The following is a 26,152-nucleotide window of genomic DNA, read 5'->3' as shown; positions in this document are numbered from 1 at the left end:
GCCGGGTCAGTCCCCGTCCCGCATCACCTGGTCGCGCAGCCGGTCGCAGCAGCGGCTGATCAGCCGGGAGACGTGCATCTGCGAGATGCCCAGCTGCTCGGCTATCCGGCTCTGTGTCATGTCTCCGAAGAACCGCATGTAGAGGATGGTCCGCTCCCGTTCGGGCAGGGCGGCGAGCCGGGGCTTGACCGCCTCGCGGTCGACGACGACGTCGAGGGCCGGGTCGGGCGAGCCGAGGGCGTCGCTGAGGGAGTACCCGTCCTCGCTGCCCGGCAGCTCGGCGTCCAGCGACAGCGCGCTGAAGCTGTCGAGCGCCTCGAGACCGGCCCGGACGTCGTCCTCGCTCATACCGGCGTGCGCGGCTATCTCGGCCACGGCGGGCCGCCGCCCCGGGGTGGAGGCGGACAGTTCCTGGCAGGCGAACCGCACCCGGTTGCGCAGGTCCTGCACCCGCCGGGGCACGTGCAGGGTCCACATGTGGTCCCGGAAGTGCCGCTTGATCTCTCCGGTGATGGTGGGGACGGCATAGCTCTCGAAGGCGTTGCCGCGCTCGGGGTCGTACCGGTCGACGGCCTTGACGAGTCCGAGGGACGCCACCTGGCGCAGGTCCTCGTAGCTCTCGCCGCGGCTGCGGAAGCGGCCCGCGAGCCGCTCGGCCATGGGCAGCCACGCACGGACGAGTGCGTCACGAAGGGCGTCGCGCTCCCGCCCTTCGGGGAGGGCGGCGAGCCTGCGGAAGTCCGCCGCGGTGTCGGGGGCGTCGTCGTGCGGGTGATGGGTGCTGCGCGTGGCAGTCGAGTGCTCGGGCATGATGCGTCGTGGCTCCCTGGCAGGTGCTCTGGCTGGAACGGTCACCGTGGGAGCGCGCTCCGGAGACCCCGGAGACTCACGCGTACGGCAGGAATGGCCTCACGGCGTTCCCACGGACGTGCCTCCGGTCCGAAGCACTGATCTCCCGCCTGCCCGGGCCGGTACGGGGCAAACACATCCCGACGGATTTTTCCGGAATCCGGGTTCCGGACTCGCCGGGCACCGGGCTCACCGTCCCGGCACCGCCCCCTCGGGCAGCTCGGGCTCGGCCTCCGGCACGCTCGGGAGCACGGCGTCCTCGTAGCGGCCGAGCGCCGGCACCACGCCGAGCAGCACGAACGGGATCAGCGGAGCGAACAGCGCCATGGGTGTGTCCTTCCCCGGTCACGGAGCGTGGGGGGTGGGGTGAGGGGCCGGGTCTCCCGGGATCCGGTGCGCAAACCCGGCGGATCCGGTGTCGGTGACCGGTCCCCGGGTACGCGGCCGGGGCGCGACGGACGCCGTGCCGGGAAGCGGACGGACGATCGCGGTCGATACGGCAGAACCCACCGGAAGACCGGAGGTACAGGGCATGCAGCGAGGCAGCGACCGGCTGAGCGTCCACCGGGACGACGAGATGAAGCACGAGCTGAAAGAGCTGATGAGGACGGGCCACCCCACGCGTACCGAGGAATGGCACGATCCGGAACCGGCCGCCGACGACGACCCGGAGGTGTGGCGCGGACCGGCGCTGCCGGGCCGGTCGAGCCGGGCGTCGCTGGAGGAGATACGGCTGGATCTGGCGCGCGTCCTGGGCCGCGGGGCCTTCCCGGCGGGCCCCGCGGATCTGATCCGGGTCCTGCGCCGCGAGAACGCTCCGGACCGTCTGGTGGAACTTCTGGAGCCGTTGCCGAGCCGCGCCCGCTACGGCAACGCGCAGGAGCTGGCCGAGGCGGTGCTCAGGGCCGGCCGGCCCTGACGGTGCCGCCGGGGGCGGTGTCCGCCCGTGAAGGGGCGGCGTCCGGTGCGTACTCCGCGGGCCCCTGCCCGAACAGCCCGGGGAAGCGCGCCGGACGTCGCGACGGGGCGGACATCGCCTGCCGCGGCGCTAGGTCCGGGGGCCCACCGAGTCCCCCGGGCGGCGTTCCCGGGCGCCCTCACGGGTACGGGACGCGGCGACGAGACGGCGCGGGTTGCGCCGCAGATACTCGCCCTCCAGCTCGGCCATGCGCTCGTTGTGGGTGCGCAGGGCTTCGTTCGAGCCGTAGAGCAGCGTGTCGTGGCGCGTGCGGTGGATGGTCTCCAGCTCCTTCATGAGCTGCTGGTCGTCCAGCCGGCTGGGGTCGACTCCGGTCATGGTGGTGCCCCGCTCGTCGTGTCCGTTCCGTGCCCTTCCGCCTCCACTGTACGAACAATCCGCCGTCCGGGCTCCGTGTGCGGCGGCCTGTACGGCGGCCCCGCTCAGCGGACGCGTTCGACGCGGCGTTCGTCCCAGACCGGCTCCGGGGTCTCACGCACCCGGCCGTCGGTGCCGAACACCAGGTAGCGGTCGAAGGAGCGGGCGAACCAGCGGTCGTGGGTGACCGCGAGGACCGTGCCCTCGAACGCCTCCAGACCGTCCTGGAGGGCTTCCGCGGACTCCAGGTCGAGGTTGTCGGTCGGCTCGTCGAGCAGCAGCGCGGTGACGCCCTGGAGTTCGAGCAGCAGGATCTGGAAACGGGCCTGCTGGCCGCCGGACAGCCGCTCGAAGGTCTGCTCGGCCTGCTGGGTCAGCTCGTAGCGGCGCAGCCGGGACATGGCGGCACCGCGGTCCTGGGCGTGCTCCTTCCAGAGGATGTCGAGGAGGGGGCGGCCGGTGAGTTCGGGGTGCGCGTGGGTCTGCGCGAAGTGGCCGGGCACCACCCGCGCGCCGAGCTTCCAGCGTCCGGTGTGGGCCACGTCGTCACCGGCGAGCAGCCGCAGGAAGTGCGACTTGCCGGAGCCGTTGGAGCCGAGCACGGCGACCCGTTCGCCGTAGAAGACCTCCAGGTCGAACGGCTTCATCAGGCCGGTGAGTTCGAGTGCCTCGCAGGTGACGGCGCGCACGCCGGTACGGCCGCCCTTCAGCCGCATCCTGATGTCCTGCTCACGCGGCGGCTCGGGCGGCGGCCCGGCCTCCTCGAACTTGCGGAGCCTGGTCTGGGCGGCGCGGTAGCGGGAGGCCATGTCGGGGCTGTTCTCCGCGGCCTGGCGGAGGGTCAGCACCAGCTTCTTCAGCTGGGCGTGCTTCTCGTCCCAGCGCCTGCGCAGCTCCTCGAAGCGGGCGAAGCGTTCACGGCGGGCCTCGTGGTAGGTGGCGAAGCCGCCGCCGTGCACCCAGGCGTCGGCGCCGGCCGGTGAGGGCTCGACGGAGACGATCTTCTGGGCGGCGCGGGCGAGGAGTTCACGGTCGTGGGAGACGAACAGCACGGTCTTGCGGGTCTCCCGCAGCCGTTCCTCGAGCCAGCGTTTGCCGGGTACGTCGAGGTAGTTGTCGGGCTCGTCGAGCAGCAGGACCGCGTCGGTGCCGCGCAGCAGGGCCTCCAGCACCAGCCGTTTCTGCTCGCCGCCGGAGAGGGTGCGCACCTCGCGCCACTGGGCTCGTTCATAGGGGACGCCGAGCGCGGCCATGGTGCACATGTCCCACAGGGTCTCGGCCTCGTAGCCGCGTGCCTCGGCCCAGTCGGAGAGGGCCTGGGCGTAGCGCAGCTGGGCGGCCTCGTCGTCGACGGTCATGATGCCGTGCTCGGCCCGGTCGACGGCGAGGGCGGCCTCCCGGATGCGGGGCGGGGCGACGGAGACCAGCAGGTCGCGCACGGTCGTCGTCTCGTCGCGCACGGAGCCCACGAACTGGCGCATCACACCGAGCCCGCCACTCACGGCGACGGTGCCGCCGTGCGGCTTGAGCTCGCCGGCCAGCAGGCGCAGCAAGGTCGTCTTGCCCGCCCCGTTGGGCCCGACGAGCGCCACGACGGCACCTTCCCCCACCCGGAAGGACACGTCCCCGAGCAGGGGCCTCCCGTCGGGAAGGTCGTACTCGAGGTGCGCGGCTTCCAGATGTCCCATGCCGAGGCATTCTGCGACGAGACGCCCGACGAGGGCAAACGCTTATCCGGCGGGGCGCGGGGAGCGGAGGCCCCGGGGGAAAGGGGGTGGAGGCGGGAGATGCCTCCCGTGTGCCGTCGCCCGGGTGCGGGCCGCGGGCCGGTGGTGCTACTTCGGGTCGTCCCCGGCGGAGCCGGTGAGGCGGAGGGACGAGTCCGGCAGCGGCATACCGGTCGGACCGCCGGCCCCGGACGGGGTGACCGTCTGGTCCGCCCAGCTCAGGGCCTTCCAGCCGTCGGACGGCGAGCCCTCCAGGACCACCACCCCGGTGTTCCGCAGGGGATGCCCCGCGGCGAACGGCACGTCCACGTTGACGGCGCGGACCGCCGTCCACATCCGGATGGCCGCGCCGTGGCTGACCATCGCCACCGTCCCCGCCCCGCTCGCCGCGGCTTCGGCGACCACGGCGTCGTAGCGGGCCAGCGCCTCCGCGCCGCTCTCGCCGCCCGGCATCCTGAGTTCGGTGTCCCCGGCCGCCCAGGCGAACACCACGCGCATGTACTCCTCGCCGCGCGGCGAGTCGCCGGGCAGCATCTCCAGGTCGCCCGCGGACAGTTCGCGGAGGCCGTCGCGCACGATCACGTCGAGGCCGCGGGCGACGGCCAGCGGGGCGGCGGTGAGCCGGGTGCGGACGAGGACGGAGGCGTAGACGGCCTCGATGTCCTCGCCGGCCAGGGCCTCGGGCAGGGCCTCGGCCTGGCGTTCGCCGAGTTCGGTCAGACCGGCGCCGGGTATGGCGGTGTCGAGCAGGCCCGCCACGTTCGCGGGGGTCTGGCCGTGGCGGATGAGGAGCAGGCGCACGCGGCTGGTCTTCCTTTCGGTCGGGCGGGTCGGACCGGTCGGGCCGTTCACCCGGTCCGCAGGTCGGGACACGGCGAGTTCAGGGTACCCGTCCCGGCATGAGCCCAGACGTCGACCTCACCGCCCCGAAGCCCGGCCGGCACGCGCTGCGCGACCGGCTGCTCGCCCTGGACCGCCGGCTGTTCCAGCTGGCCGCCGAGCGCCACTGGCCCGGCGCCGGTCCCGTGCTGCCGCGCCTGAGCCGCAGCGCCAACCACGGGAAGCTGTGGTTCGCCACGGCGGCCGTGATGGCGGCGGCCCGCACCCCGCGGGCCCGGCGGGCGGCCGCCCGCGGGCTCGTCTCCCTGGGGCTGGCCTCCCTCACCGTCAACACGCTCGGCAAGCGTTCCGTACGGCGTCCCCGGCCGCTGCTGCATCACGTGCCGGCCGCCCGGCACCTGTCGCGCCGGCCCGTGACCACGTCGTTCCCCTCCGGTCACGCCGCGTCCGCGGCGGCCTTCGCGGCCGGGGTCGCGCTGGAGTCGCCGGCGTGGGGCGCGGCGGTGGCGCCGGTGGCGTTCTCGGTGGCGGCGTCCCGGGTCTACACCGGCGTGCACTTCCCGAGCGACGTGATCGCCGGCGCGGCCCTGGGGGTGGGCGCCGCCTTCGCCGTACGGGGCCTGGTGCCGCCCCGGGAGCCGGTGGCGCCGCCCGCCCGGCCCCGTACCGGGCTGCCGGCGCTGCCGGACGGCACGGGTCTGGTGCTGGTCGCCAACACCGCCGCGGGCACCTCCGAGCGGGTCCGCGCGCTGGCCGACGCGCTGCCCGGGGCGGAGATCGTGGAGTGCGCGGCCGAGGAGGTGGGCGCCGCGCTCGAGAAGGCGGCCGCCCGCGCCGTGGTCCTCGGCGTGTGCGGCGGCGACGGCACGGTGAACGCGGCCGCCGCGGCGGCCCTGCGGCACGGGCTGCCGCTGGCGGTGCTGCCGGGCGGCACGTTCAACCACTTCGCCTACGACCTCGGCGTCGAGGACGCGCGCGGCCTCGCCGAGGCGGTCCGGAACGGGCAGGGGGTACGGGTCGACGTGGGGCGGTTCCGCAGCGGTGGACGGCAGGGCGTGTTCCTCAACACGCTCAGCCTGGGCGTGTATCCGGAACTGGTGCGGGTGCGGGACCGCTGGTCGCCGCGGATCGGCGGCTGGCCCGCCGGGCTGCTGGCGGTGCAGCGCGTGGTGCGCTCGGACCGGCATCCGCTGACGGCCGAACTCGGGGGACGCAGGCATCCGTTGTGGCTGCTGTTCGCGGGCAACGGCACCTACCACCGGATGGGTCTCGCGCCGGGCCGCCGGGTCGATCTCGCGGACGGTGTGCTCGACGTGCGGGTGGTGCACGGTGGACGCCGGCCCGCGCTGCGTCTGCTGGCCGCCGCCCTGGCGGGCCCGCTGACCCGCTCCCCCGCGCACGCCGCCGTGCAGGTCGGCCGGCTGCGCATGGAGGGTGTGGAGCCGGGCACGCTGCTGGCCTACGACGGCGAGGTCACCGAGGTGGAGGGCGAGGTGACGCTGGACAAACTACCGGAGGCCCTGCCCGTCTACCGTCCGCTGCCCGGCGCCGCAGACCGGAGCTGACACGCCGTCAGTCCAGATGGCAGAACACGGGTCTCACCATCCGGCATTCGCGCGTAGCGTCGTCCCCGGACGACGCCGCGGGCAGCGAGCGGCGCGCAGCGGGGCTGACGAGAAGGGGCACGGCCATGCCGGAAGCACGGGAGACCGCCGTCTACACACACGGGCACCACGCGTCGGTGCTGCGGTCGCACACCTGGCGCACCGCCGCCAACTCGGCCGCGTACCTGCTCGGTTCGCTCAAGCCGCACATGAAGATCCTGGACATCGGCTGCGGTCCGGGGACCATCACCGCCGATCTGGCGGCCCTGGTACCCGAGGGCCGTGTCACCGGCGTCGACCGGGCGCCCGGCGTGCTGGAGAAGGCGCGGGCCGTGGCCGCCGAGCGGGGCCTGGAGAACGTCGATCTCGCGGTCGCCGACGTGCACGCCCTGGACTTCCCGGACGACACGTTCTGCGTGGTCCACGCCCATCAGGTGCTCCAGCACGTCGGCGATCCCGTGCAGGCGCTGCGCGAGATGCTGCGCGTCACCAGGCCGGGCGGCTTCGTCGCCGTACGGGACTCGGACTACGCGGCGATGACCTGGTACCCCGAGGTGCCCGGGATGGACGAGTGGCTGGACCTGTACCGGCGGGTGGCCCGTGCCAACGGCGGCGAGCCGGACGCGGGCCGGCGTCTGAAGTCCTGGGCGCTGGCGGCGGGGTTCACCGACATCACGGCGACCTCCAGCACCTGGACCTTCTCGACCGGGGAGGAACGGGAGTGGTGGAGCGGGCTGTGGGCGGAGCGCACGGTGGCCTCGTCGTACGCCGAGCGGGCCACGGAGGCGGGGCACACGACCCCGGAGCGGCTGGCGGCGATCGCGGAGGCCTGGCAGGAGTGGGGGAAGCGGCCGGACGGCTGGTTCGGCGTCCTGCACGCCGAGCTGCTGTGCCGCAAGCCCCGCTGAGCGGCCCGGCCCGGCGGAGTCCGGGGGCGCCCGGCCGGGCGGGCCGGGCGGGTCACAGGTAGTCCCCGGCGAAGGAGTAGGCCGCCGAGGGCCCGCTGAGCTCGACCTGGAGCCCGGCCGCGAGCACGGCCCGCCCCGCCTGCCCCGGCGGTCCCGGTACGGCGTCGCCGGCCCGCTCCACGAGCTCCACGAACTCCTCGGCGTGCGCGCGGGAGACCAGATAGGCGGCGTCGAGCACGCGCGCACCGCTCCTGCCGTCCCGGCCGGGCACGTCTCCCGCCCCGCAGGGGCGCAGCCGGGCGTCCTCGGCGTGCGCGGACAGCACCTCGTGCAGCCGGGCGGCGGACGACCGCGCGGCCCCGGGACCGTCCGCGGCCCGGCAGGCGTACGCCCTCACACCCCACTCCACCCGTCCGTCGAGCCGGTCGAGCGTGCGCCGGAAGTCGTCCTCGCGCGCCTCGATCATGGTGCGTACGCCGCTGTCGTCCTGGAAGACGGTGCCGAGCCGCAGCGGCAGCGGTGTGGTGACGGTGGTGAGCGCGCCGATCACGCCCCGGTGGGCCCGTTCGGCGGCGGCGCGCCACGCCGGGTCGGCGAGGTGGGCGCGCAGCGGACGGGCGGCGAAGTCGGCCTCCGGCACCGTACTGACGACGGCCACCAGCCCGTGATGGGTCAGCAGCCCGGCCGGGGCGCCCGCCAGGCCGGTCAGCTGGGCCTGGAGGGGCGTGCCGAACGGGCGGCAGACCGCGTAGACGTACCGCAGTCCGATCATCGTCGCCTCCTCGTCACCGCGTCCGCTCCCCCACCAGTGGACACCCGTCCACCGGTGGACGACACCCGTGCCGTGTGCCCCGCCCCCGACAGCCGAAACGATCACACGGCCCCGGCATGCGAACTAGTGCCGCAGCAGGCAACGTTCGCCCCGTCGCGACGCCCGGCACTCCCCCAAGCTCTTCGAGCAGGGGGGACCCCCAGAGAGCACGCACCGGACGCCGCTCCTTCACGGGCAAACGCTGCCTGCCGCGGCACTAGGCTTGCCCGCATGGAGATTCTGGGAACCACGCTGCGGATCTGCGTCGAGGACCTGGAGACCGCGGTCTCCTTCTACGAACGGCTCGCGGGCACCGCGGCCCTCCGTTTCGAGCGCGGCGGGGTGCAGGCGGCCGCCGTCGGCTGCTTCCTGCTGATGAGCGGCCCGGAGGCGGAGCTGGAGGTGCTGCGGAAGGTGGCCGCGACGATCGCCGTGAAGGACGTCGAGGAGACCCACCGGGTGCTCACCGGACTCGGCGCGCGTGTCCTCGCGGGTCCGGTCGGGACCCCGGCGGGCCGCAATCTGCTGGCGATGCACCCGGACGGGACGGTCTACGAGTACGTGGACCGGAAGGTGTGACACGCGGGTCGCGCCGTGCGGGGCGGCCCGCGGCACGTCACCGCGCGGTGGCCCGCATCTCCGTGGTGAGGGCCCACCGTTCGTGGTCGCGCCAGGCGCCGTCGATGTGGAGCATGTCCGGCGAGTAGCCCTCGAGCCGGAAGCCGCAGCCGCGGGCCAGGGCGATCGACGCGGTGTTGAGCGGCTGCACGTTGATCTCCAGCCGGTGCAGCCGCATCGGCCCGAAGGCGTGCCCGACGACGAGGTCCAGCCCCTCGCGCATCAGCCCGCGCCCGGCGGCGTGCGCGAAGGCGCCGTAGCCGAGCGCGCCGCACCGGAAGGCGCCCTCGACGATGTTGTTGATGTTGATGAATCCGGCGACGGCCCCGTCGTCCTTCTCGCACACCAGGAAGCCGGCCTTGGTCCGGTCCTCGATGAGCCGGCCGGCGTAGGCCAGATAGGCGTCGGAGCTCAGGGGCGGGAACAGCCAGGGACGGTGCAGGTCCTCGCTCTCCCGGGCGCGCGCGGTGAACTCGGCGCCGTCCTCGTAGGTGATGGGCCGGATCCCCACCCGGGGTCCCTCGGCGAGATGACGGTCGGTGACGTGCGGCATCGGATCACCCTACGCCGACGCGGTCAGCGTCTCCTCATGAGATATCCGCCGCACAGGAAGCCGATGAGCGCGGTGGCGAGCAGCGCGGCCCACAGCGGCATGGTGACCTCGGGGATCAGCAGCCGGATGCGGGTGCTCTGGGTGTTCTCGAAGATGAAGATCAGGCCGAGGACGGCGAGCACGAGCACGGTGACGCGGCCCGGCGTCATCGCCCGCCGCCACGCGCCGCCCTGCCCGCCTGCCGTGCGGCGGCTCTCGGAGGTCTTCGGGCTCATGCGCCCAGCATGAGCCGTGCCGACCCGTTCCGCGCCGCGTACTGCTCCGAACGGGTGACGACGGGACCGGGTGACGCCACGGGACGGCGCGACCCGGGCAAGCGACCGGGCCACGCCGAGGGCGCCCTCAGCTCAGCGCGGGCTCCTCCAGGGTCAGCGTCCCCGCCTCCGCGTCCAGTACGGCGTCCGCCCCGAGCGGCACGGTCAGCGCGCCCTCGCAGTGGCCGAAGCCGAACTCCTCGGCGACGGGCACGCCGAGGCCGCCGAGCCGGTCGGCCAGCAGCGGGCGGAGTTCCTCGTAGGGCCCGCAGCGGTCCCAGGAACCGAGGACGATGCCGCTCACGCCGTCGAGGCGCCCCGCGCGCAGCAGCTGGGTGATCGTCCGGTCCAGACGGTAGGGCGCCTCGTGGACGTCCTCCAGCATCAGCAGTCCGCCCCGGGCGGGGCCGGTCCCGCAGGGGGTGCCGATCTCGGCGGCGAGCAGGCTGAGGCAGCCGCCGAGGGTGACGCCCCTGGCCCGGCCCGGTACCAGGACGCCGCCGCCGGTGGCCGTGAGGACCCGCACGGACTCCGGGTCGAAGAGGGTGGCCCGGAGGTGTTCCTGGGCGCGGGCGTTCTTGACGAAGTCGGCCCCGGCCGCCGCGGGCCCGTACAGGGTGACCAGGCCGAGGCGGGCGGCGAACGCCTGGTGCAGCACCGTGACGTCGCTGAACCCGGTGAACACCTTCGGTCCGGCCGCCCGCATCGCGTCCCAGTCCAGCAGGTCGGCCATGCGCTGCGCGCCGTAGCCGCCCCGGGCGCACAGGACGGCGGCCACCGCCGGGTCGCACCAGGCGTTCTGGAGGTCGGCGGCGCGGTCCGCGTCGGTGCCCGCGAGATAGCCGAACCGGGGGTGCCGGTCGAGCACATGGGGTGCCACGACGGGGTCGAGGTCCCAGCCGCGCAGGATGTCGAGCCCGGCGGCCAGGCGTTCCTCGGCGACCGGGCCGCTGGGCGCCACGACGGCCACCCGGGCACCGGGGGCGAGCCGGGGCGGCCGTACGAGAGGCCGTGCACGGGGCGGTGTCCGGTCCTTCACCTGATGCTTCCCCCGGTCAGTTCCAGTACCGGCAGGCCGGGCTGACTGAGCCCGAACACCTGTGTGTACAGCGAGAGTTCGGCTTCCAGGGCGCGGACCATGGTGTCCGCGCGGCGGAAGCCGTGGCCCTCGCCCTCGAAGGTGAGGTAGGCGTGCGGCACCGGGCGTCCGGTTTCGGCGAGGCGGGCGAGGAACCGCTTGCACTGCGTGGGCGGGCAGATCACGTCGTCGAGGCCCTGGAGCAGCAGGAAGGGCACGGTGACGCGGTCGGCGTGCTCGACGGGCGAGCGTTCGACGTACCGGCCGAGGACCTCGTCGAGCGGCCCGACCAGGCTCTCCACGTACTGCGACTCGAAGTCGTGGGTCTCCCCGGAGGCGAAGGAGACCAGGTCCAGGACGGGGTAGCTGATGGTCCCGCAGGCGTAGACGCCGCCGGCGACGAGGGAGGCGGCGGCGGTCCAGCCGCCCGCGCTGCCGCCACGCACGGCGAGCCGGGCCCGGTCCGCGGTGCCCTCGTCGGCGAGCGCGAGCGCCACGGCCGCGCAGTCCTCGACGTCCACGACCCCCCACTGCTCGCGCAGCCGGTTGCGGTACTCCCGCCCGTAGCCGGTGGAGCCGCCGTAGTCGACCTCGGCCACGCCGATGCCCCGGGAGGTGAAGTAGGCGATCTCCAGGTCGAGTACGAGCGGCGACCGGCTGGTGGGACCGCCGTGGGCCCACACCACGAACGGGGGCGGTTCGCCGCCGGGCGCGACGTATCCGGGGTTGTGCGGCGGATAGACGTGCGCGTGGATCTCCCGGCCGGCCGGTCCGGTGAAGGTACGGATCTGCGGCTCGGGGTAGAGGGCGGGGTCCACGGGGTCGGTGTGCCGGGCGCCGATCACCCGGGCCGGTCCGGCGAGCGTGCCGCCCGCGGGCCCGGACGCCGGGGTCGCCACCTCGACGACCTCGAAGCCGCTGCGCGGACTGGCGCCGACGCCGACGACCCGCTCGCCGCGCACCGCGAGGGTGGCGGTGAACTCGGTCCAGGGGCCGGCCGCGTCGACGACGTCACCGTTCTCCGGGTCGAGGATGCCGAGCCGGGTCGCGCCCCGCCCGTGCACCACGGCGACGAGCCCGCTGTCCAGCGGCGCGAACCAGCGCTGGCCGAGCTTCCAGAGCGCCCCGCCGAACTCCTCCTCGCGCGGGCAGACGGGCTCGCCGTCGCGGTACAGGTTCCACCAGCCGCTGCGGTCGCTGGAGTACAGCAGCGCGCCGTCGGCGGCCCAGTCGGCCTGGCAGACCGACTCCTCCGCGCCGCCCGCGACGACGTGCGGGTCGTGCAGGACGCCGCCCTCGCCGACCTCGGCGAGGACCAGTTCCGTGCCGTCCCACGGCATCCGGGGATGGTCCCAGCCCAGCCAGACGGCCCGCCGCCCGTCCGGCGAGAGCCGTGGCCCGGTCACGAACCGGTGCCGCTGCGGGGCGAGTTCGCGTACGGCGGTACGGTCGTCGGCGGCCGAGCCGTCCAGGGGTACGGCGGCCGGCACGCGCCGTACGTCGCTCGGGCCCTCGCCGGTGAACTCCTCCAGCACGCACCACACCTCGCCGCGCTCCGGCATCATCTGCGGCTCGGCCCAGCGCAGTCCGCCGCCCACCGCCGACACGGGGGTGAGCGGTACCGGTTCGCCGCCCGGGGTGAACCGGTACAGGCGCTGGTCGGTGAAGTTCGTGAACACCACGAGCGGTTCACCGTCCCGGACGGTCCCGGCCCAGGGGGTGCCGCCGTACTCGACGACCCGGGTGCGCACGTTCCACGGGGCGGGCAGCACGGACTCCTCCGTGCCGTCGGGGTGCCGCCGGACCAGGGTGCGTCTGCCGCCCTCGGCGGGGCGCGGCTCGGTCCACCACACCTCGTCGCCCACGAAGCCGACGGACTCGGGATACCCGTCGTGTGCGGCGGCGAGGGCCGCGTCGATGGGTGAGGGCCAGGAACCGTACGCGAGTTGCTGCACTGCTTCCCCCTGTGGGTCTAGGCCGTCCGCAGGAACCGGTCGAGGACACGGACGCCGAACTCCAGGGCCTCGACCGGGACCCGCTCGTCGACGCCGTGGAACAGGGCCTGGTAGTCGAAGCCCTCGGGGAGCTTCAGCGGGGCGAATCCGTAGCCGGTGATGCCGAGCCGGGAGAACTGCTTGGCGTCGGTGCCGCCGGACATGCAGTAGGGCACCACGTGCCCCTCGGGTGCGAACTCCTCGACGGCGGCCCGCAGTCCGGCGTAGGTCGGCGAGTCCAGCGGTGCCTGGAGGGCCACTTCGCGGTGGTGGAACTCCCAGTCGACGCCGGGTCCGGTCAGCCGGTCGAGGGTGGTGCGGAACTCCTCCTCGTGGCCCGCGAGATACCGTCCGTCCACATAGGCGACGGCCTCGCCGGGAATGACGTTGACCTTGTAACCCGCTTCCAGCATGGTCGGGTTGGCGCTGTTGCGGACCGTCGCCTCGACCAGCCCGGCGGCCGGGCCGAGCTTCGTCAGCAGGCCGTCCACATCGGTCAGGTCGGGCTCGACGCCGTAGAGCGCGGCGAGTTCGGTGAGCGCGGCCCGCACGGTCGGGGTGAGCCGGAGCGGCCACTCGTACTCGCCGATGCGGGTGACGGCGGCGGCGAGCCGGGTGACCGCGTTCTCGCCGTTGACCTTGGAGCCGTGCCCCGCGCGGCCGCGCGCGGTCAGCTTCAGCCAGGCGGTGCCGCGTTCACCGGCCGCGACGGGGTAGAGCTGCCGTCCGGTGCCGTCGTGGAAGGTGAACGCCCCGGACTCGCTGATGCCCTCGGTGCAGCCCTCGAACAGCCCGGGGTGCCGGTCGGCGAGGAACCCGGAGCCGTCGACGGCGCTGGCCTCCTCGTCGGCGGTGAACGCGACCACGATGTCCCGGCGGGGCCGGAAGCCCTCGCGGGCCCAGCCGCGCACCACGGCGAGGATCATCGCGTCCATGTTCTTCATGTCGACGGCGCCGCGCCCCCACACCACACCGTCGCGGACCTCCCCGGAGAAGGGGTCGACGGTCCAGTCGGCGGCCTGCGCGGGCACCACGTCGAGATGACCGTGCACCAGGAGCGCGTCGGCGGACGGGTCGCTGCCCTCGATGCGCGCGACGACGTTGGTCCGGCCCTCGGTGCGCTCCAGCAGGACGGGTTCGAGGCCGGTCTCCGCGAGCCGTTCGGCCGCGTACTCGGCCGCCGGGCGTTCCCGGCAGTCACCGCCGCCGCGGTTGGTGGTGTCGATCCGGATCAGCTCGGAGGTGAACCGGACGACCTCGTCCAGCGCCCGCTCGTCAGCCATACTGCTCCTCCACGGCGGCCGAGGCGATCGTGGTGACCGCTTTGAAGGTGCGGATGCCCTCGTACATGGTCCCGCTGGTGTAGGCGACCTTGCGCTCCCCGGTCCTCGCGACGCCGGGGACGACGGTGGCGGCGTCCGCGAGGTGTTCGGCGTCGAACTCGAGGGCGACGGTGAACGGGCCGCCGCGCACCGGCTCGTGCCGCACGGCGAGCGCGGCGGCCTCCTTGGCGGCGGACCGGATGTCGGCGGCGGTACGGGCGGGCGTACGGCACACGGCGGCGTACCGCGACACATGGTCCTTGACGGCGACCTTGCGGGCCCCGGGCGCGTAGCCGAGGGCGTCCTCGCAGGCCACGTCGTCGCCGGTGACGAGGACGACGGGCACCCCGTACTCCGCGACGACATGGGCGTTGAGCAGTCCCTCGCTGGCCCGCACGCCGTTGACCCAGACGCCGGTGACCGAGTTGGCGAGGTAGGTGTGGGCGAGGACGCCCTCCATGCCGGCGCCCGCGTGATAGCCGATGAACGCGACCCCGTCCACGTCGCCGTGCTGCACGCCCTCGACCATCGACAGGGCCTTGTGCCGCCCGGTGAGCATCTGCGCCCGCTCGTCCAGCCGTTCGAGCAACAGGTTCCGCATCGACCAGTGCGCCTCGTTGATCAGCACGTCGTCCGCGCCGCCGTCGAAGAAACCGCGCACGGCGGCGTCGACGTCCGAGGTGAACAGCGAGCGGCAGCGCTCCCACTGGGGTGTGCCCGGCAGCACGTCGCCGGGCCAGGTCACCCCGGTGGCGCCCTCCATGTCGGCACTGATGAGGATCTTCATACTTCGCCACGGTACGCGGTACGGGGGCAACCGGCTACGAAGCACAGCCTTCGCTCCGCCCCTCCCCGCCGCCCCACCGGGTCACGCGCTCCGGAGTGCGGCACCCCCGCGTCCGCCCCGTGCTGCCGGACGCGCGCCCCTCCGTCGTACCGCGCGCCCCCTTCGTCAGGACGCGCGCCTCCTCCGTCAGGCCGTGCGCCCCGCGACCCACCAGTTCGACGGGAGTTCGACACGGGTGCCGTCGGCCGCCCGCTCGGTGGTGATGAGGGAGAGTTCGCCGGAGGCCAGAATGGCGAGCCCCGCGGAGTGCAGGAACTCGGGCACGGCGTCGTCGGTGACCTCGCCGGGGGCTATGCCGTGCCGGAAGACCGGTTCGATCTTGGACGGGGGCCCGCCGGGGCGCCGGGCGAGGTCGCCGAGGACCGGTCGGGCGTGCTCGGACAGCTCCAGCAGGAAAGCACGGCCGCGGTCGCCCAGCAGGGTGGCGACGGTGTCGATCAGGGGCTGGCGGTCGTCGGGCTCGGCCTGGTGGAGCACCCCGCGCATATAGACGTTGGAGTCGCCGAGTTCCGCGTGGAGGTTCTGGGCGGCCGCCTTGTCCACGGCGTCCAGCGTCCGGTACGCCGCCAGGGCGGCGGGGTCGGCGCGGCGGGCGCGGTCGAGGGCCGCCTCGGCGATGTCGGCGCCGACGACGTGCGGGAAACGGTCGGCGAGGAAGCGGGTCTGGGTGCCGTTGCCGCAGCCCAGGTCCACCATCGGGAGGTTGGGGTGGGTCAGGTACGGCTCGAAGAGGGCGAGATGGCGTCCGGCGGTGAGGGTGGGCTCCGCGTCCCAGAAGACGGCCCCCTGCTCCTCGGGGGCCTCGCTCCAGAACCCCTCCCAGGCGGCCCGGTACCGACTCGTCACGCTCATGCCCAACTCCCCCAGGTGCGGCGCCGATCCGTCAAAGACGACGGGTCAGTACGGTGTATCGCGCCCCGGGGCACACTCACAAGCAGGCGGCGCATACCTTCACGCCGTATTCGACACGTGTACGCTCCCTGCGCCCTCCGCGCGCCCCGCTGCCCCACCGCGAACGCGCCGCGAACGCACGGCGCTGCCCCGGACCGCCCCGGGCTGCCCGGACCGCCCCGGGGTGTCAGCGGCGCGGCGGCCGTGTCATCTCGAACCAGACGGTCTTGCCCGCCCCGGTCCTGCTGCTGCCCCACTCGCGGGCCAGGGTGCTGACCACGCGCAGCCCGCGTCCGGCCTCGTCACCGGGTCCGGCGCTGAGCAGGGTGGGCAGTTCGTGGTCGTCGTCGTCCACCTCGCACAGCAGCGTGTCGGCGAGGACCAGGCGCAGCTGGACCGGGCGGCGGTGGGAGTGCCGTACGGCGTTGGTGACGAGCTCGCTGACCATCAGTGCGGCGGTGTCGGCGAGCGGGGCGAGGTGCCAGGCGTGGAGCTGTTCGCGGACGACGGCACGGGCCCGCCGGCTCTCGGCGGGGTCGAGGGGAAAACGCCATTCGGCGACGTCGCCGGGGTCGATGCCGCCGAGGCGGGTCATCAGCAGCGCCACGTCGTCCTTGCGGCCGCCGCGGGTGCCCAGGGCGCGGATGATGGTGTCGCAGGCGTCGTCCATGGAGGCGGCCGGGTGCGCCGCGGACTCGCAGAGGGTGGCGAGGCCGACGCCGATGTCCTCGCCGCGCACCTCCACCAGACCGTCGGTGCACATCACCAGCCGGTCACCGGCCGCCACCGGCACCCGTACCGCCTCGAAGGGCACTCCGCCGACGCCGATCGGGGCGCCGGTGGGCAGGTCGAGCAGCTCGCTGCGGCCGTCCGCGGCCCGTACCAGCACCGGCGGGATGTGCCCGGCGTTGGCGATGACGAGTTCACCGGCGATGGGGTCGTAGACCGCGTAGAGGCAGGTGGCGAGGTAGGTGTCGCCGAGGCGCTGGGCGAGGTCGTCGAGGTTGCGCAGCAGTTGTGCGGGCGGCAGGTCGAGCCCGGCCATGGTCTGCACGGCGGTACGCAACTGGCCCATCATCGCAGCGGAGTTGAGGCCGTGACCCATGACGTCGCCGACGACGAGGGCGGTGCGGGCGCCGGGCAGTTTCACCGAGTCGAACCAGTCGCCGCCGATCCGGCCGAGCAGCGTGCCGGGCAGATAGCGGGTGGCGATGTCGCAGCCCGCCATGCGCGGCGGGATGTGCGGCAGCATGCTGTCCTGGAGGGTCTCCGCGACGCTCTCCTGGTAGGTGTACATGCGCGCGTTGTCGAGGACGAGGCCCGCGCGGGCGGCGAGTTCGGCGCCCGTGACGCGGTCCATGTCGTTGAACTCGACACGGCCCGGGTGGCGCAGCAGCACCATGAAGCCGAGCACCACGGTACGTGCCTTGAGCGGGACGACCAGCAGCGAACGGCCGTTGATGAGCGGCCGGATGTCGCGTTTCTCGAACTGCGAGGCGATGGCGTGGGCCATCGGTTCGCTGATCCGCGGCACCAGGACGGGCTCCCCGGTGGTCATGCACCGGAAGAACGGGGTGTGCGCGGGGAACGGCATGGCCTCGCCGACCGGGATGACGTCGTCCCAGCGGCCGGGTTCGTCGGTGTGCTCGACGGCCACCCGGTGCCACAGGGTGGTGGTGTCGGGGACGCCGTCGGGGAAACCCTCACCGGCGACCACCTGTTCGCGCAGATAGGTGCCGGCGACGTCGGTGAACCGCGGTACGACGGCCCGGCAGACCTCGGCGATGGTGCGCGACAGGTCCAGGGAGGTGCCGATACGGCCGCTGACCTCGTTGAGGAACTCCAGGCGTTCGCGGACGGCGACGAACTCGAGGTCCTCCGCGTCGTCGTACCGGTCGCCGTACTCGCCGTGCCCACCGTCTCCGGCCTCCGCGGTGTTCCCGGCCGGCGGAAGGCCCCGGGCGGCGGCGCGGGCGCGGCGCGCCGCGCGTTCGACGCGCCGGGTCACGCCCCAGTCGGGAGTGACGGGCACCCGGTCGTTCTGGCTGAACTCCAGTACCGGATAGCCGAGTTCGAGGACCTGCGAGACGATGCGGGCGGCCTCTCCGACGCTCATGCTGGGCAGGATGTCGGGCAGTCTGCGGGCGAGGTCCTCGGCGCCGGGGAAGTCGGTGTGCAGGGCGAAGCCGGGTGCGATGCGCTCGTACGGGGTGGCCCCGCCGGATTCCGCGGGGCGCAGCGCGGCCGCGTCGGCGGCGAGCACGAGCAGCCGTTCGCTGCCGGGACCCACCAGCGGGTACGCCCACCACAGCACGTCCAGACGGCCCCGGCCGGGCACGGTGAGGCGGGCGCGGCCCGCGGAGGGGTAGGACAGCCGCCCGCCGAGGGAGGACTCGAGATCGGGGCCGAGTCCGTCGTACGCGGTGAACGTGCCGTAGGGGGTGAACCCGTCGTCGGGGAGCGCTCCCACCACGGGCAGCAGATCACCGACGGGGCGGCCGAGGGCGTCCTCCTTGCCCGCGCCGAACAGTCTGGCCGCGCCGCTGCTCCAGTGGGAGACGAGGCCCTCGCGGTCGACCACGGCCACGGCGAGCGGGATGCGGCCGGACGCGACGGCACCCGCCGGAGCGCGGTCACCGGCCGGGCGGCCGGGAGACCTGTCCCGCTCGGTGCCACGGTCCATGGCCCAGGCCCTCTCTCCCCACGACGGCCCCAAGATCTGCCGTCCTCACCACCGTACGGGTGCGTCCGGTCGCGATGTGCGGCAATCCGGGAATTGATGCCGCCGCACACGCCGGAGCGCACCCGCGTCAGGCCGGGGACGATGTCACTTCTCGACCTCGGCGGCCAGCCTGCCGAGCACGGCGTCGTAGATGCGGCCGAGGCCCTTGGGCGCGAAGGTCCTCTCGAAGAAGCCGCCGATGCCGCCCGCGCCCTGCCAGGTGGTGGTGACCACGACCCGCGCCCGGCCCTCCCCGGCCGGGGTGACGACCCAGGTGGTGACCATGGAGGAGTTGCGGTCCTTCTCCACGAGTTCGCCGTCGGTGGGCTCGCTGACCTCGAGGAGGCAGTCGCGCACCCGCTTGCTGGTGGCCTGGAGCCGCCAGTGGACGAGGGTGCCCTCGCCGTCGCCGCCCTCGCGGACCTCGTACTCGCTGAACTGCTCGGGGAGCAGTTTCGCGCGGGTGCCGCTGTAGTCGGCCAGGGCGTCGAACACGCTCTCCGCGTCCGCCGTGACGACCCGTTCCGTGGTGGCCTCGACCTGCGCCATCGCTTCCTCCTGCGGCTGGATTACGGGGGGCCGGTCAAGCCAATCACCCCCGTGCCCGGCGGCCCAAATCGGGGTGCGCGAAGCGATCGGAACCGGGTCGCGGAGGCGGTCGGAAACGGACGCGCACGATCAAGGGAACAAATGTTCTATTCTCGGGGCAGTGCTACCGAGGAGGCCTCATGCGCTGGGAGAACCTCACAGCGGACTCCGGCGACCACCGCAGGGCGGCCGATCCCGCACTGTTCGGCGCCGACGCGGTGACCGTCCGGACGATCGACACGCCCGAGTTCCACGGGATCACGTTCCACGAGATCCGGGCCCGTTCGATCATCAACCGGGTGCCGGGCGCCTCCCGTATGCCGTTCGAGTGGACCGTCAACCCCTACCGGGGCTGCACGCACGCGTGCGTCTACTGTTTCGCACGCAGATCGCACAGCTATCTCGACCTCGACACCGGACTCGGCTTCGACAGCCAGATCGTGGTCAAGGTGAACGCGCCGGAGCTGCTGCGCCGTCAGCTCGGTTCGGCGCGCTGGCAGGGCGAGCACATCGCGATGGGCACCCATGTCGACTGCTACCAGCGCGCGGAGGGCCGCTACCGGCTGATGCCGGGCGTCCTGGCCGCGCTGCGCGACCACGCGAACCCCTTCTCGATCCTCACCAAGGGCACTCTGATCCTGCGCGACCTGGACCTGCTGGTGCAGGCGTCCCGCGTCACCGACGTCGGCATCTCGGTCTCCGTGGGTTTCACCGACGAACGGCTGTGGCGCACGGTCGAACCGGGCACGCCCGCACCCGAACGCCGCCTGGACGTGGTGCGGGCCCTGGGCGAGCACGGCATCGGCTGCGGGGTGCTGATGGCACCGGTGATCCCCTTCCTCGGCGACGACCCGGCGCAACTGCGGTCCACGGTGAGGGCGATCGCCGCGGCGGGCGCGACCTCCGTGACCCCGCTGGTACTGCATCTGCGGCCCGGCGCGCGCGAGTGGTTCACGGCCTGGCTGGACCGGGAGCACCCGCATCTGGTGCGCCGTTACGAGCGGCTGTACGCGGAGGGCGCGTACGCCCCGAAGTGGTACCAGCGCCGGATCACCCGTCAGGTCCACGAACTGGCCCGGGAGTACGGCATCGGCCCCGCGCACCCGGGACTGCACCGCCGGCCCCGGCGGCCGGTGCCGGACGACCCGGTGGGACCCGTGGCACCCACGGCGTCCCACGGAACCGATAAGCCCGAATCGGTCCAACTGATGCTGACATGAGGCCATTAGAGCCTATCTGACAGTCCAATTGAGTCAATATCACCAGAACACGCTCTCTTGGGCGGCCTTTCCGGGACGATGCGTCGAGGACTGCGGCAGCCGCGGTCCGACGTTCCCTTCGTCCCGGGAGGACCCATGAGAAGACGCGCAGCGGTGCTGTGCGGCGTCGCCGTCGTCGTGGCCGGTACGTTCACGGCCGTCCCCGCCGACGCGAGCGCACCGCACACCGCGGCGGCCGTCCCGGCGGCGAGGCCCACCTGGAAGACGTGCGGCACGGAGGAGTACCCGACGCTCCAGTGCGCGACACTGAAGGTGCCTCTCGACCACACGGACCCGGGCGGCCGGCAGATCACCCTGGCCCTCTCCCGCGTCCCGCACACCGCGAAGACCTACCAGGGCCCGCTGCTGGTCAACCCGGGCGGTCCCGGCGGCAGCGGTCTGACGCTCGCCGGGTTCGTGGCCTCGTCGCTGCCCGCGTCGACGGCCTCGCAGTACGACGTGATCGGCTTCGACCCGCGCGGGGTGGGCGCGAGCGAACCGGCCCTCGACTGCGTGCCGGGTTTCTCCGACCCCGTGCGCCCCGACTCGGTGCCGTCGACCCGGGCCGTCGAGAAGGCCGACCTGGAGCGCGCCAGGTCGTTCGCCGCCGCCTGCGGCAGGAAGTACGCCGACCTGCTGCCGTACATCGACACGGTCAGCAGCGCACGCGACATGGACGCGATCCGCCGCTCGCTGGGCGCGAAGAGGATCAGCTATCTCGGCTACTCGTACGGCACCTACCTCGGCGCGGTCTACGCCAAGCTGTACCCGCACCGGGTGCGCCGCCTGGTCCTCGACTCGATCGTCGACCCGACCGGGGTCTGGTACGGCGACAACCTCGGCCAGGACCACGCGTTCGACGACCGGCACCGCGCGCTGATGGCATGGATCGCCAAGTACGACACGACGTACAGGCTGGGCACCGATCCGGAGAAGATCGAGGCCGAGTGGTACGCGATGCGGGCGGCCCTGGCGAAGAAGCCGGCGGGCGGCAAGGTGGGCGCGTCCGAACTGGAGGACACCTTCCTGCCGGGCGGCTACTTCAACGGCTACTGGCCCTACCTCGCCGAGGCGTTCGCCGCCTACGTCCACGACAGGAACACCGAGCCGCTGGTCCAGGCGTACGAGAGCTTCGCCGCGGTCGACGCCTCCGGCGACAACAACTACAGCGTCTACACCTCGGTGCAGTGCCGGGACGCCGCCTGGCCGCGGAACTGGAACCGCTGGCGCACGGACAACTGGGCGGCGTACGCGAAGGCGCCGTTCCTGACCTGGAACAACGCCTGGTTCAACGCGCCGTGCGCGTTCTGGCCGACGCGTACGCTGAAGCCGGTGAACATCGCCAACGGCAAGCTGCCCCCGGCCCTGCTCTTCCAGGCCACCGACGACGCGGCGACCCCGTACGAGGGCGGCGTGACCGTGCACCGTCTGCTGGCCGGCTCCAGCCTGGTCGTCGAGCAGGGCGGCGGCAACCACGGGATCACGCTGAGCGGGAACAGCTGCCTGGACGCGTATCTGTCCGCGTACCTGTCCCAGGGCACGGTGCCGCACGGCAGCGGCGTGGCCGACGCGGTGTGCCAAAAGCTGCCCGACCCGAAACCGCTGAGCACGGCGAAGGCGGCGGGGACCACGACCGCGGCGACGGTGTCCGGCACGGCGTCGCACGGCGCGGTCGCACACGACCTGGGCCTGCACGGCCTGCTCGGCCCGCGCGGCTGACAGCCGGGCGGGCACCCGGGGCAGGGAGTCTGTGAAGCAGCGCCCCCGGCGGACCGCCGGGGGCGCTGTCACAGCCGTGGTCCGTCACAGGACAGGGCGCGGGCCGGCACGTCACCGGTGCGGGATGCGGGCCAGGGCGTGCACCGCGGCCTGAGCCAGGGCGGGATGGGCGAGGGCCTCGGTGAGGACCGGTACGGCGCGGTCGTCGGCCAGGGCGCCCAGCCCCTCCACGCAGGCGAGGGCGACCCGGTGGTAGGGGTCGTGCGGGGTGAGGCGGCGGCGCAGGGTGGTGATCAGGGCGGGGACGGATTCCGGGGCGCGGAGCTCGACGAGCAGCCGCACCGGCTGGAGGGCGTAGGCGACGCGCAGTTCGTTGGTGGCGAGGGCGGCGGCCGCCCGCGCGGTGCGGGGGTCCCGGAGGCGGGCGAGGGCCCGGGCGGCGGAGGCGCAGCGCGGCGGGTCGCGGTGGTTGAGGAGGAGGACGAGGGCCTCGAAGGCCCGCCGGTCCCCGGCGGTGCCCAGCCGGAAGGCGGCCAGTTCCCGGGCCCACAGGGGCTGTCCCGGCGCGGTGAGGACCCGGGCGAGATCCTCGGTGCCGTCGGTCGCGGCGAGCCGGTCGCAGGCCTCCGACGCGCCCGGCACCCCTGAGGCGGCCGCCTCGCGCCGTAAGCGTTCCGTGAGTGATCGCAACTCTTCGTCCATGGTCCCCGACCCTAGAACTTCGGCACCCCGGCGTGGGGCGTGATCGATCACACCGGGGTCTGGTCTGCTCATTACCCATCGGTTAAGCTCAGACGAGCGAGTCACCCACTCGCGTTTTCTTGTGGTGGCCTGGTGACGCAGCCACCGCGAGTGCAGTCGGTCCGGTACGTGCGTACCGCAGTACGACAGGGCCCGGGACAGGGCCGGTCGGAGATCCGCCGTGGGGACGGGCGTGTGCGCGCCCCGTCCGACGGCACCGGGCGTGTGCGTCCGGGCCTGCCCGTCCGGCAGGCCCCGGCAGCCCGGCAACACCCGCACTCCTCACGCACCCGGTGCGCCGCTCGTCTGCGGCGTGCCGGGGCGTCCTTCCAGTCGTCACCCTCATTCCTGGAGTCCCGCGATGGCCGCTCCCCAGTCCGACCCTTCCCTGTCCCCCATCAGGACCGTCGCCGTCGTCGGCCTCGGCACGATGGGCACCGGCATCACCGAGGTGCTCACCAAGGCCGGCCGCGACGTGATCGGCGTCGACGTCAGCGAGGCCGCGGCCGCGCAGGCCGTCGCCGTCCTGGAGACGTCCACGGCGCGCGCCGTGGCCCGCGGCCGGCTGACCGAGCAGCAGCGGGTGGACCTGCTGGCCCGGCTGCGCACCACGACGGATCTGCGCGCCGTGGCCGACGCCGACCTCGTCATCGAGGTGGTCCCGGAGTCGTACGAGATCAAGCAGCAGGTGATGCGTGAACTGGACGGCGTCGTGCGGCCGGACGCGATCATCGCGACCGGTACCAACGCGCTGTCCGTGACGCGTCTGGCCGCCGACTCGTCCCGCCCGGAGCGGGTGCTGGGCCTGCACTTCTTCAACCCGGCCCCGGCGATGAAGCTGGTCGAGGTGGTCTCCTCGGTGCTGACGGCGCCGCAGGCCGTCGCCGCGGTGCTCGATCTCGCCGTGGAGCTGGGCAAGGAGCCCGTCGCGGTGGGCGACCGGCCCGGTTTCCTCGCCGACGGGCTGCTGTTCGGCTACCTCAACCAGGCGGCCGCGATGTACGAGGCGAAGTACGCCTCCCGCGAGGACATCGACGCCGCGATGCGGCTCGGCTGCGGGCTGCCGATGGGCCCGCTCGCCCTGCTGGACCTGATCGGCATCGACACCGCGCGGACGGTCCTGGAGGCGATGTACTCCGAGTCCCGTGACCGGCTGCACGCCCCGGCTCCGATCCTCAAGCAGCTCAGCGAGGCGGGCCTGACCGGCCGCAAGTCCGGGCGGGGCTTCTACACCTACGAGGCCCCGGGCGGCGCCGGCGTCGTGCGGGACGCGCTGACGCCGCTGGAGGGCGCCGGGCGCGGGCAGGGCCGTACGGTGCGCTCGGTCGGTGTCGCCGGCTCCGGCACCATGGCCTCCGGCATCGCCGAGGTCTTCGCGAAGGCGGGCTACGCCGTCGTCCTGGCCGCCCGTACCGAGGAGAAGGCGCAGACCGCCAGGGCCAGGATCGGCAAGTCGCTGGCCCGCTCGGTCGACAAGGGCCGGATGACGGCGGAGGCCGCCGCGCTGACCCTGGACCGGATCACGGCGGCGGGTTCCGTGGACGCGTTCGCGGAGGTGGACCTGGCCGTCGAGGCCGTCGCGGAGGACCTGGAGGTCAAGCGGCAGCTGTTCGCGGCGCTGGACAAGGTCTGCAAGCCGGGCGCGGTGCTGGCCACGACCACGTCGTCGCTGCCCGTGGTGGCCTGCGCGCGGGCCACCACGCGTCCGCAGGACGTGATCGGCATGCACTTCTTCAACCCGGCCCCGGCGATGAAGCTGGTCGAGGTGGTCCGCACGGTGCTGACGGCCGACGACGTGCACGCCACGGTCCGCGAGGTGTGCGCCACGATCCGCAAGCACGCCGTGGACTGCGGGGACCGGGCCGGGTTCATCGTCAACGCGCTGCTGTTCCCGTACCTCAACAACGCGGTCAAGATGGTGCAGGAGCACTACGCGACGCTCGACGACATCGACGCGGCGATGAGGCTGGGCGGCGGCTATCCGATGGGCCCGTTCGAGCTGCTGGACGTGGTCGGCCTGGACGTCTCCCTCGCGATCGAGAAGGTCCTGCACCGCGAGTTCCGCGATCCCGGCCTGGCCCCGGCACCGCTGCTGGAGCATCTGGTGGCGGCGGGCTGCCTGGGCCGCAAGACGGGCCGCGGCTTCCGCGAGTATGCCCGCCGGTAAGGGGCGCCCGGACGACCGGTTCCGGGCGGCCGGGGACTGGGGCGGCCTGCTCGGACCGGGCTGTCCGCCCCCGGTGCCCCGGACCGGCTCTCCCCCGCCGGGCGGTGGCGGCGGGGGAAGGCTCGTACCTGCACGGCACGCTGCGCACATGCAGTACGTTCGGGGCATGTCCCAGCCCGCCAAGTCCGCACGTACACCCGCTACGCCCGACGCGCCGGAGAGTGCCGCGAGCAGCCGCGCCGCCGCGCAGCGCCTCAAGATGCGCCGGGAGTTGGCGGCAGCCGCGATGGAGCTGTTCGCGACCAAGGGGTACGAGGCGACCACCGTCGACGAGATCGCGGCCACCGCCGGGGTCGCCCGGCGCACCTTCTTCCGGCATTTCCGCTCCAAGGAAGAAGCGATCTTCCCGGACCACGACGACACCCTGGTCCGCGCCGAGGCGGTCCTCGACGCGGCCCCGTCGCACGAGCATCCGCTCGACACGGTGTGCCGCGGCATCAAGGAGGTCATGCGGATGTACGCGGCGCGGCCGGAGATCTCGGTCGCCCGCTACAAGCTGACCCGCGAGGTGCCCACCCTGCGGGAGGCGGAGATCGCGTCGGTGGCCCGCTACGAGCGGCTGTTCACCCGCTATCTCCTCGGCCACTTCGACGAGCACGCGCCCGACGAGGGTGCCGGCGACGACCCGCTGCTGGCCGAGGTCGCCGCGTCGGCCGTGGTCACCGCGCACAACCATGTGCTGCGCCGCTGGCTCAGGGCCGACGGGCAGGGCGATGTGGAGGCCGAGCTCGACCACGCCTTCGCGATCGTGCGCAGGACCTTCGGCACCGGTATCGGCGCCGGGCGCACCGCGGGACGCCGCGAGGCCGCGCCGGTGGCGGTCTCGGCGCAGGGCGAGGTACTGGTGACGGTCGCCCGCACCGACGCCCCGCTCGACGAGGTGATGCGCACGATCGAGGCGGCGCTCAAGGACCGCTGAGACGTCCCTCTCCTCACCTCTGTGACAACGGCCACCTCCGGGTGGCCGTTGTGCTGTGCGGGCCGGGCGCCGGTCAGGTGAACGGCCCGTTTCGCGCAGATTTCCGGCACCTCTCGATCGATGATCGCTCATCTGTTACGTAAAGATTTCGCATGAGCGGAAGTTCTGGCACGCAGTGCCTTGCGAGGTGACACGCCGTGCCATACGTTGAGGGGGTCCGGGCGGCCGGCGTGCAGAGACGACTCGTACGCCGGCTGTCCCCGCAAGCCACGCCCTGCGCGCCCG

General features: G+C 73.5%; 24 protein-coding genes. 8 read left to right on the top strand and 16 right to left on the bottom strand.

Annotated features, from left to right (window positions below; all coding sequences use genetic code 11):
* Positions 1-6: 6 nt before the first annotated feature.
* Together ABZ862_RS02185 and ABZ862_RS02180 are read right to left on the bottom strand one after the other, a co-directional pair.
* Positions 7-810 carry an RNA polymerase sigma factor SigF gene (locus ABZ862_RS02185; RefSeq protein ID WP_360950736.1) on the bottom strand — a complete coding sequence of 268 codons (804 nt, stop codon included), beginning with the start codon at positions 808-810 and terminating at the stop codon, positions 7-9.
* A 228-nt stretch (positions 811-1,038) separates the two neighbouring features.
* A complete protein-coding gene (locus ABZ862_RS02180) occupies positions 1,039-1,176 on the bottom strand; it encodes a hypothetical protein (RefSeq protein WP_360950733.1) in 138 nt (45 codons plus the stop codon).
* A gap of 205 nt (positions 1,177-1,381) precedes the next feature.
* Here ABZ862_RS02180 and ABZ862_RS02175 point away from each other — a divergent pair, with 205 nt between their 5' ends.
* Complete coding sequence (locus ABZ862_RS02175) at positions 1,382-1,768, top strand: DUF2795 domain-containing protein (RefSeq protein ID WP_360950730.1); 387 nt, start codon at positions 1,382-1,384, stop codon at positions 1,766-1,768.
* Positions 1,769-1,897: 129 nt separating this feature from the next.
* On the opposite strand, the gene ABZ862_RS02170 is transcribed toward ABZ862_RS02175, so the two are convergent.
* The 3 genes from ABZ862_RS02170 to ABZ862_RS02160 all read right to left on the bottom strand — a co-directional run bounded on the left by ABZ862_RS02170 (position 1,898) and on the right by ABZ862_RS02160 (position 4,713).
* On the bottom strand, positions 1,898-2,146 hold the full coding sequence (locus ABZ862_RS02170) for a DUF6158 family protein (protein WP_360950727.1): 249 nt from the start codon (positions 2,144-2,146) through the stop codon (positions 1,898-1,900).
* Positions 2,147-2,250: 104 nt separating this feature from the next.
* Positions 2,251-3,873 (bottom strand): ATP-binding cassette domain-containing protein, encoded by a 1,623-nt coding sequence (locus ABZ862_RS02165; RefSeq protein WP_360950724.1) that lies wholly within the window; start codon positions 3,871-3,873, stop codon positions 2,251-2,253.
* 147 nt (positions 3,874-4,020) lie between these two features.
* Positions 4,021-4,713, bottom strand: a complete 693-nt coding sequence (locus ABZ862_RS02160; RefSeq protein WP_360950721.1) for a histidine phosphatase family protein — start codon at positions 4,711-4,713, stop codon at positions 4,021-4,023.
* A gap of 98 nt (positions 4,714-4,811) precedes the next feature.
* On the opposite strand from ABZ862_RS02160, the gene ABZ862_RS02155 reads away from it, so the two are divergent.
* Positions 4,812-6,317: a phosphatase PAP2 family protein gene (locus ABZ862_RS02155; protein ID WP_360950718.1), complete on the top strand. Its 1,506-nt coding sequence runs from the start codon at positions 4,812-4,814 to the stop codon at positions 6,315-6,317.
* 125 nt (positions 6,318-6,442) lie between these two features.
* Complete coding sequence (locus ABZ862_RS02150; RefSeq protein ID WP_360950715.1) at positions 6,443-7,264, top strand: methyltransferase domain-containing protein; 822 nt, start codon at positions 6,443-6,445, stop codon at positions 7,262-7,264.
* Positions 7,265-7,316: 52 nt separating this feature from the next.
* Here ABZ862_RS02150 and ABZ862_RS02145 read toward each other — a convergent pair whose 3' ends face one another.
* Positions 7,317-8,036, bottom strand: a complete 720-nt coding sequence (locus ABZ862_RS02145; RefSeq protein WP_360950712.1) for a GvpL/GvpF family gas vesicle protein — start codon at positions 8,034-8,036, stop codon at positions 7,317-7,319.
* Between the two features lie 270 nt (positions 8,037-8,306).
* On the opposite strand from ABZ862_RS02145, the gene ABZ862_RS02140 reads away from it, so the two are divergent.
* Positions 8,307-8,654, top strand: coding sequence for a VOC family protein (locus tag ABZ862_RS02140; RefSeq protein ID WP_360950709.1), 348 nt, complete (start codon positions 8,307-8,309; stop codon positions 8,652-8,654).
* Positions 8,655-8,691: 37 nt separating this feature from the next.
* Here the strand turns inward: ABZ862_RS02140 and ABZ862_RS02135 are convergent, their stop codons facing one another.
* From ABZ862_RS02135 to ABZ862_RS02095, 9 genes are all read right to left on the bottom strand, one after another.
* Positions 8,692-9,246, bottom strand: coding sequence for a GNAT family protein (locus ABZ862_RS02135; RefSeq protein ID WP_360950706.1), 555 nt, complete (start codon positions 9,244-9,246; stop codon positions 8,692-8,694).
* Between the two features lie 23 nt (positions 9,247-9,269).
* Entirely contained in the window at positions 9,270-9,521 is a 252-nt protein-coding gene (locus ABZ862_RS02130) for a DUF1049 domain-containing protein (protein ID WP_360950703.1), read from the bottom strand.
* A gap of 127 nt (positions 9,522-9,648) precedes the next feature.
* Positions 9,649-10,599, bottom strand: a complete 951-nt coding sequence (locus tag ABZ862_RS02125) for an LD-carboxypeptidase (RefSeq protein WP_360950700.1) — start codon at positions 10,597-10,599, stop codon at positions 9,649-9,651.
* The gene (locus ABZ862_RS02120; RefSeq protein WP_360950697.1) at positions 10,596-12,593 is read right to left on the bottom strand and encodes a prolyl oligopeptidase family serine peptidase; all 1,998 of its coding nucleotides are present in this window, start codon (positions 12,591-12,593) and stop codon (positions 10,596-10,598) included. The genes ABZ862_RS02125 and ABZ862_RS02120 overlap by 4 nt, the downstream gene beginning before the upstream one ends.
* Positions 12,594-12,610: 17 nt before the next feature.
* Positions 12,611-13,915, bottom strand: coding sequence for a M20/M25/M40 family metallo-hydrolase (locus ABZ862_RS02115; protein WP_360950694.1), 1,305 nt, complete (start codon positions 13,913-13,915; stop codon positions 12,611-12,613).
* Positions 13,908-14,741 carry a M55 family metallopeptidase gene (locus ABZ862_RS02110; RefSeq protein ID WP_360950691.1) on the bottom strand — a complete coding sequence of 278 codons (834 nt, stop codon included), beginning with the start codon at positions 14,739-14,741 and terminating at the stop codon, positions 13,908-13,910. The genes ABZ862_RS02115 and ABZ862_RS02110 overlap by 8 nt, the downstream gene beginning before the upstream one ends.
* Before the next feature lie 186 nt (positions 14,742-14,927).
* Entirely contained in the window at positions 14,928-15,653 is a 726-nt protein-coding gene (locus ABZ862_RS02105; protein ID WP_360950688.1) for a class I SAM-dependent methyltransferase, read from the bottom strand.
* Between the two features lie 226 nt (positions 15,654-15,879).
* Positions 15,880-18,375, bottom strand: a complete 2,496-nt coding sequence (locus ABZ862_RS02100; protein WP_360950685.1) for a SpoIIE family protein phosphatase — start codon at positions 18,373-18,375, stop codon at positions 15,880-15,882.
* A gap of 144 nt (positions 18,376-18,519) precedes the next feature.
* Positions 18,520-18,963, bottom strand: a complete 444-nt coding sequence (locus ABZ862_RS02095) for an SRPBCC family protein (protein WP_360950682.1) — start codon at positions 18,961-18,963, stop codon at positions 18,520-18,522.
* Positions 18,964-19,142: 179 nt separating this feature from the next.
* On the opposite strand from ABZ862_RS02095, the gene ABZ862_RS02090 reads away from it, so the two are divergent.
* Positions 19,143-20,222 carry an Rv2578c family radical SAM protein gene (locus ABZ862_RS02090; protein WP_360950679.1) on the top strand — a complete coding sequence of 360 codons (1,080 nt, stop codon included), beginning with the start codon at positions 19,143-19,145 and terminating at the stop codon, positions 20,220-20,222.
* A gap of 135 nt (positions 20,223-20,357) precedes the next feature.
* Positions 20,358-21,980: an alpha/beta hydrolase gene (locus ABZ862_RS02085; RefSeq protein WP_360950676.1), complete on the top strand. Its 1,623-nt coding sequence runs from the start codon at positions 20,358-20,360 to the stop codon at positions 21,978-21,980.
* A gap of 111 nt (positions 21,981-22,091) precedes the next feature.
* Here the strand turns inward: ABZ862_RS02085 and ABZ862_RS02080 are convergent, their stop codons facing one another.
* The gene (locus ABZ862_RS02080; RefSeq protein ID WP_360950673.1) at positions 22,092-22,682 is read right to left on the bottom strand and encodes an adenylosuccinate lyase; all 591 of its coding nucleotides are present in this window, start codon (positions 22,680-22,682) and stop codon (positions 22,092-22,094) included.
* Positions 22,683-23,082: 400 nt separating this feature from the next.
* On the opposite strand from ABZ862_RS02080, the gene ABZ862_RS02075 reads away from it, so the two are divergent.
* Both ABZ862_RS02075 and ABZ862_RS02070 read left to right on the top strand, forming a co-directional pair.
* Positions 23,083-24,888, top strand: coding sequence for a 3-hydroxybutyryl-CoA dehydrogenase (locus ABZ862_RS02075; protein WP_360950670.1), 1,806 nt, complete (start codon positions 23,083-23,085; stop codon positions 24,886-24,888).
* Between the two features lie 166 nt (positions 24,889-25,054).
* Positions 25,055-25,867 (top strand): TetR family transcriptional regulator, encoded by an 813-nt coding sequence (locus tag ABZ862_RS02070; protein WP_360950667.1) that lies wholly within the window; start codon positions 25,055-25,057, stop codon positions 25,865-25,867.
* Positions 25,868-26,152 lie beyond the last annotated feature (285 nt).

The organism is Streptomyces sp. NPDC047000 (assembly GCF_040644295.1).
In the GTDB taxonomy this organism is placed as follows: domain Bacteria; phylum Actinomycetota; class Actinomycetes; order Streptomycetales; family Streptomycetaceae; genus Streptomyces.
The sequence above is the reverse complement of the archived record's forward strand: the minus strand, read 5'-3'. Positions and strand labels throughout refer to the sequence as shown.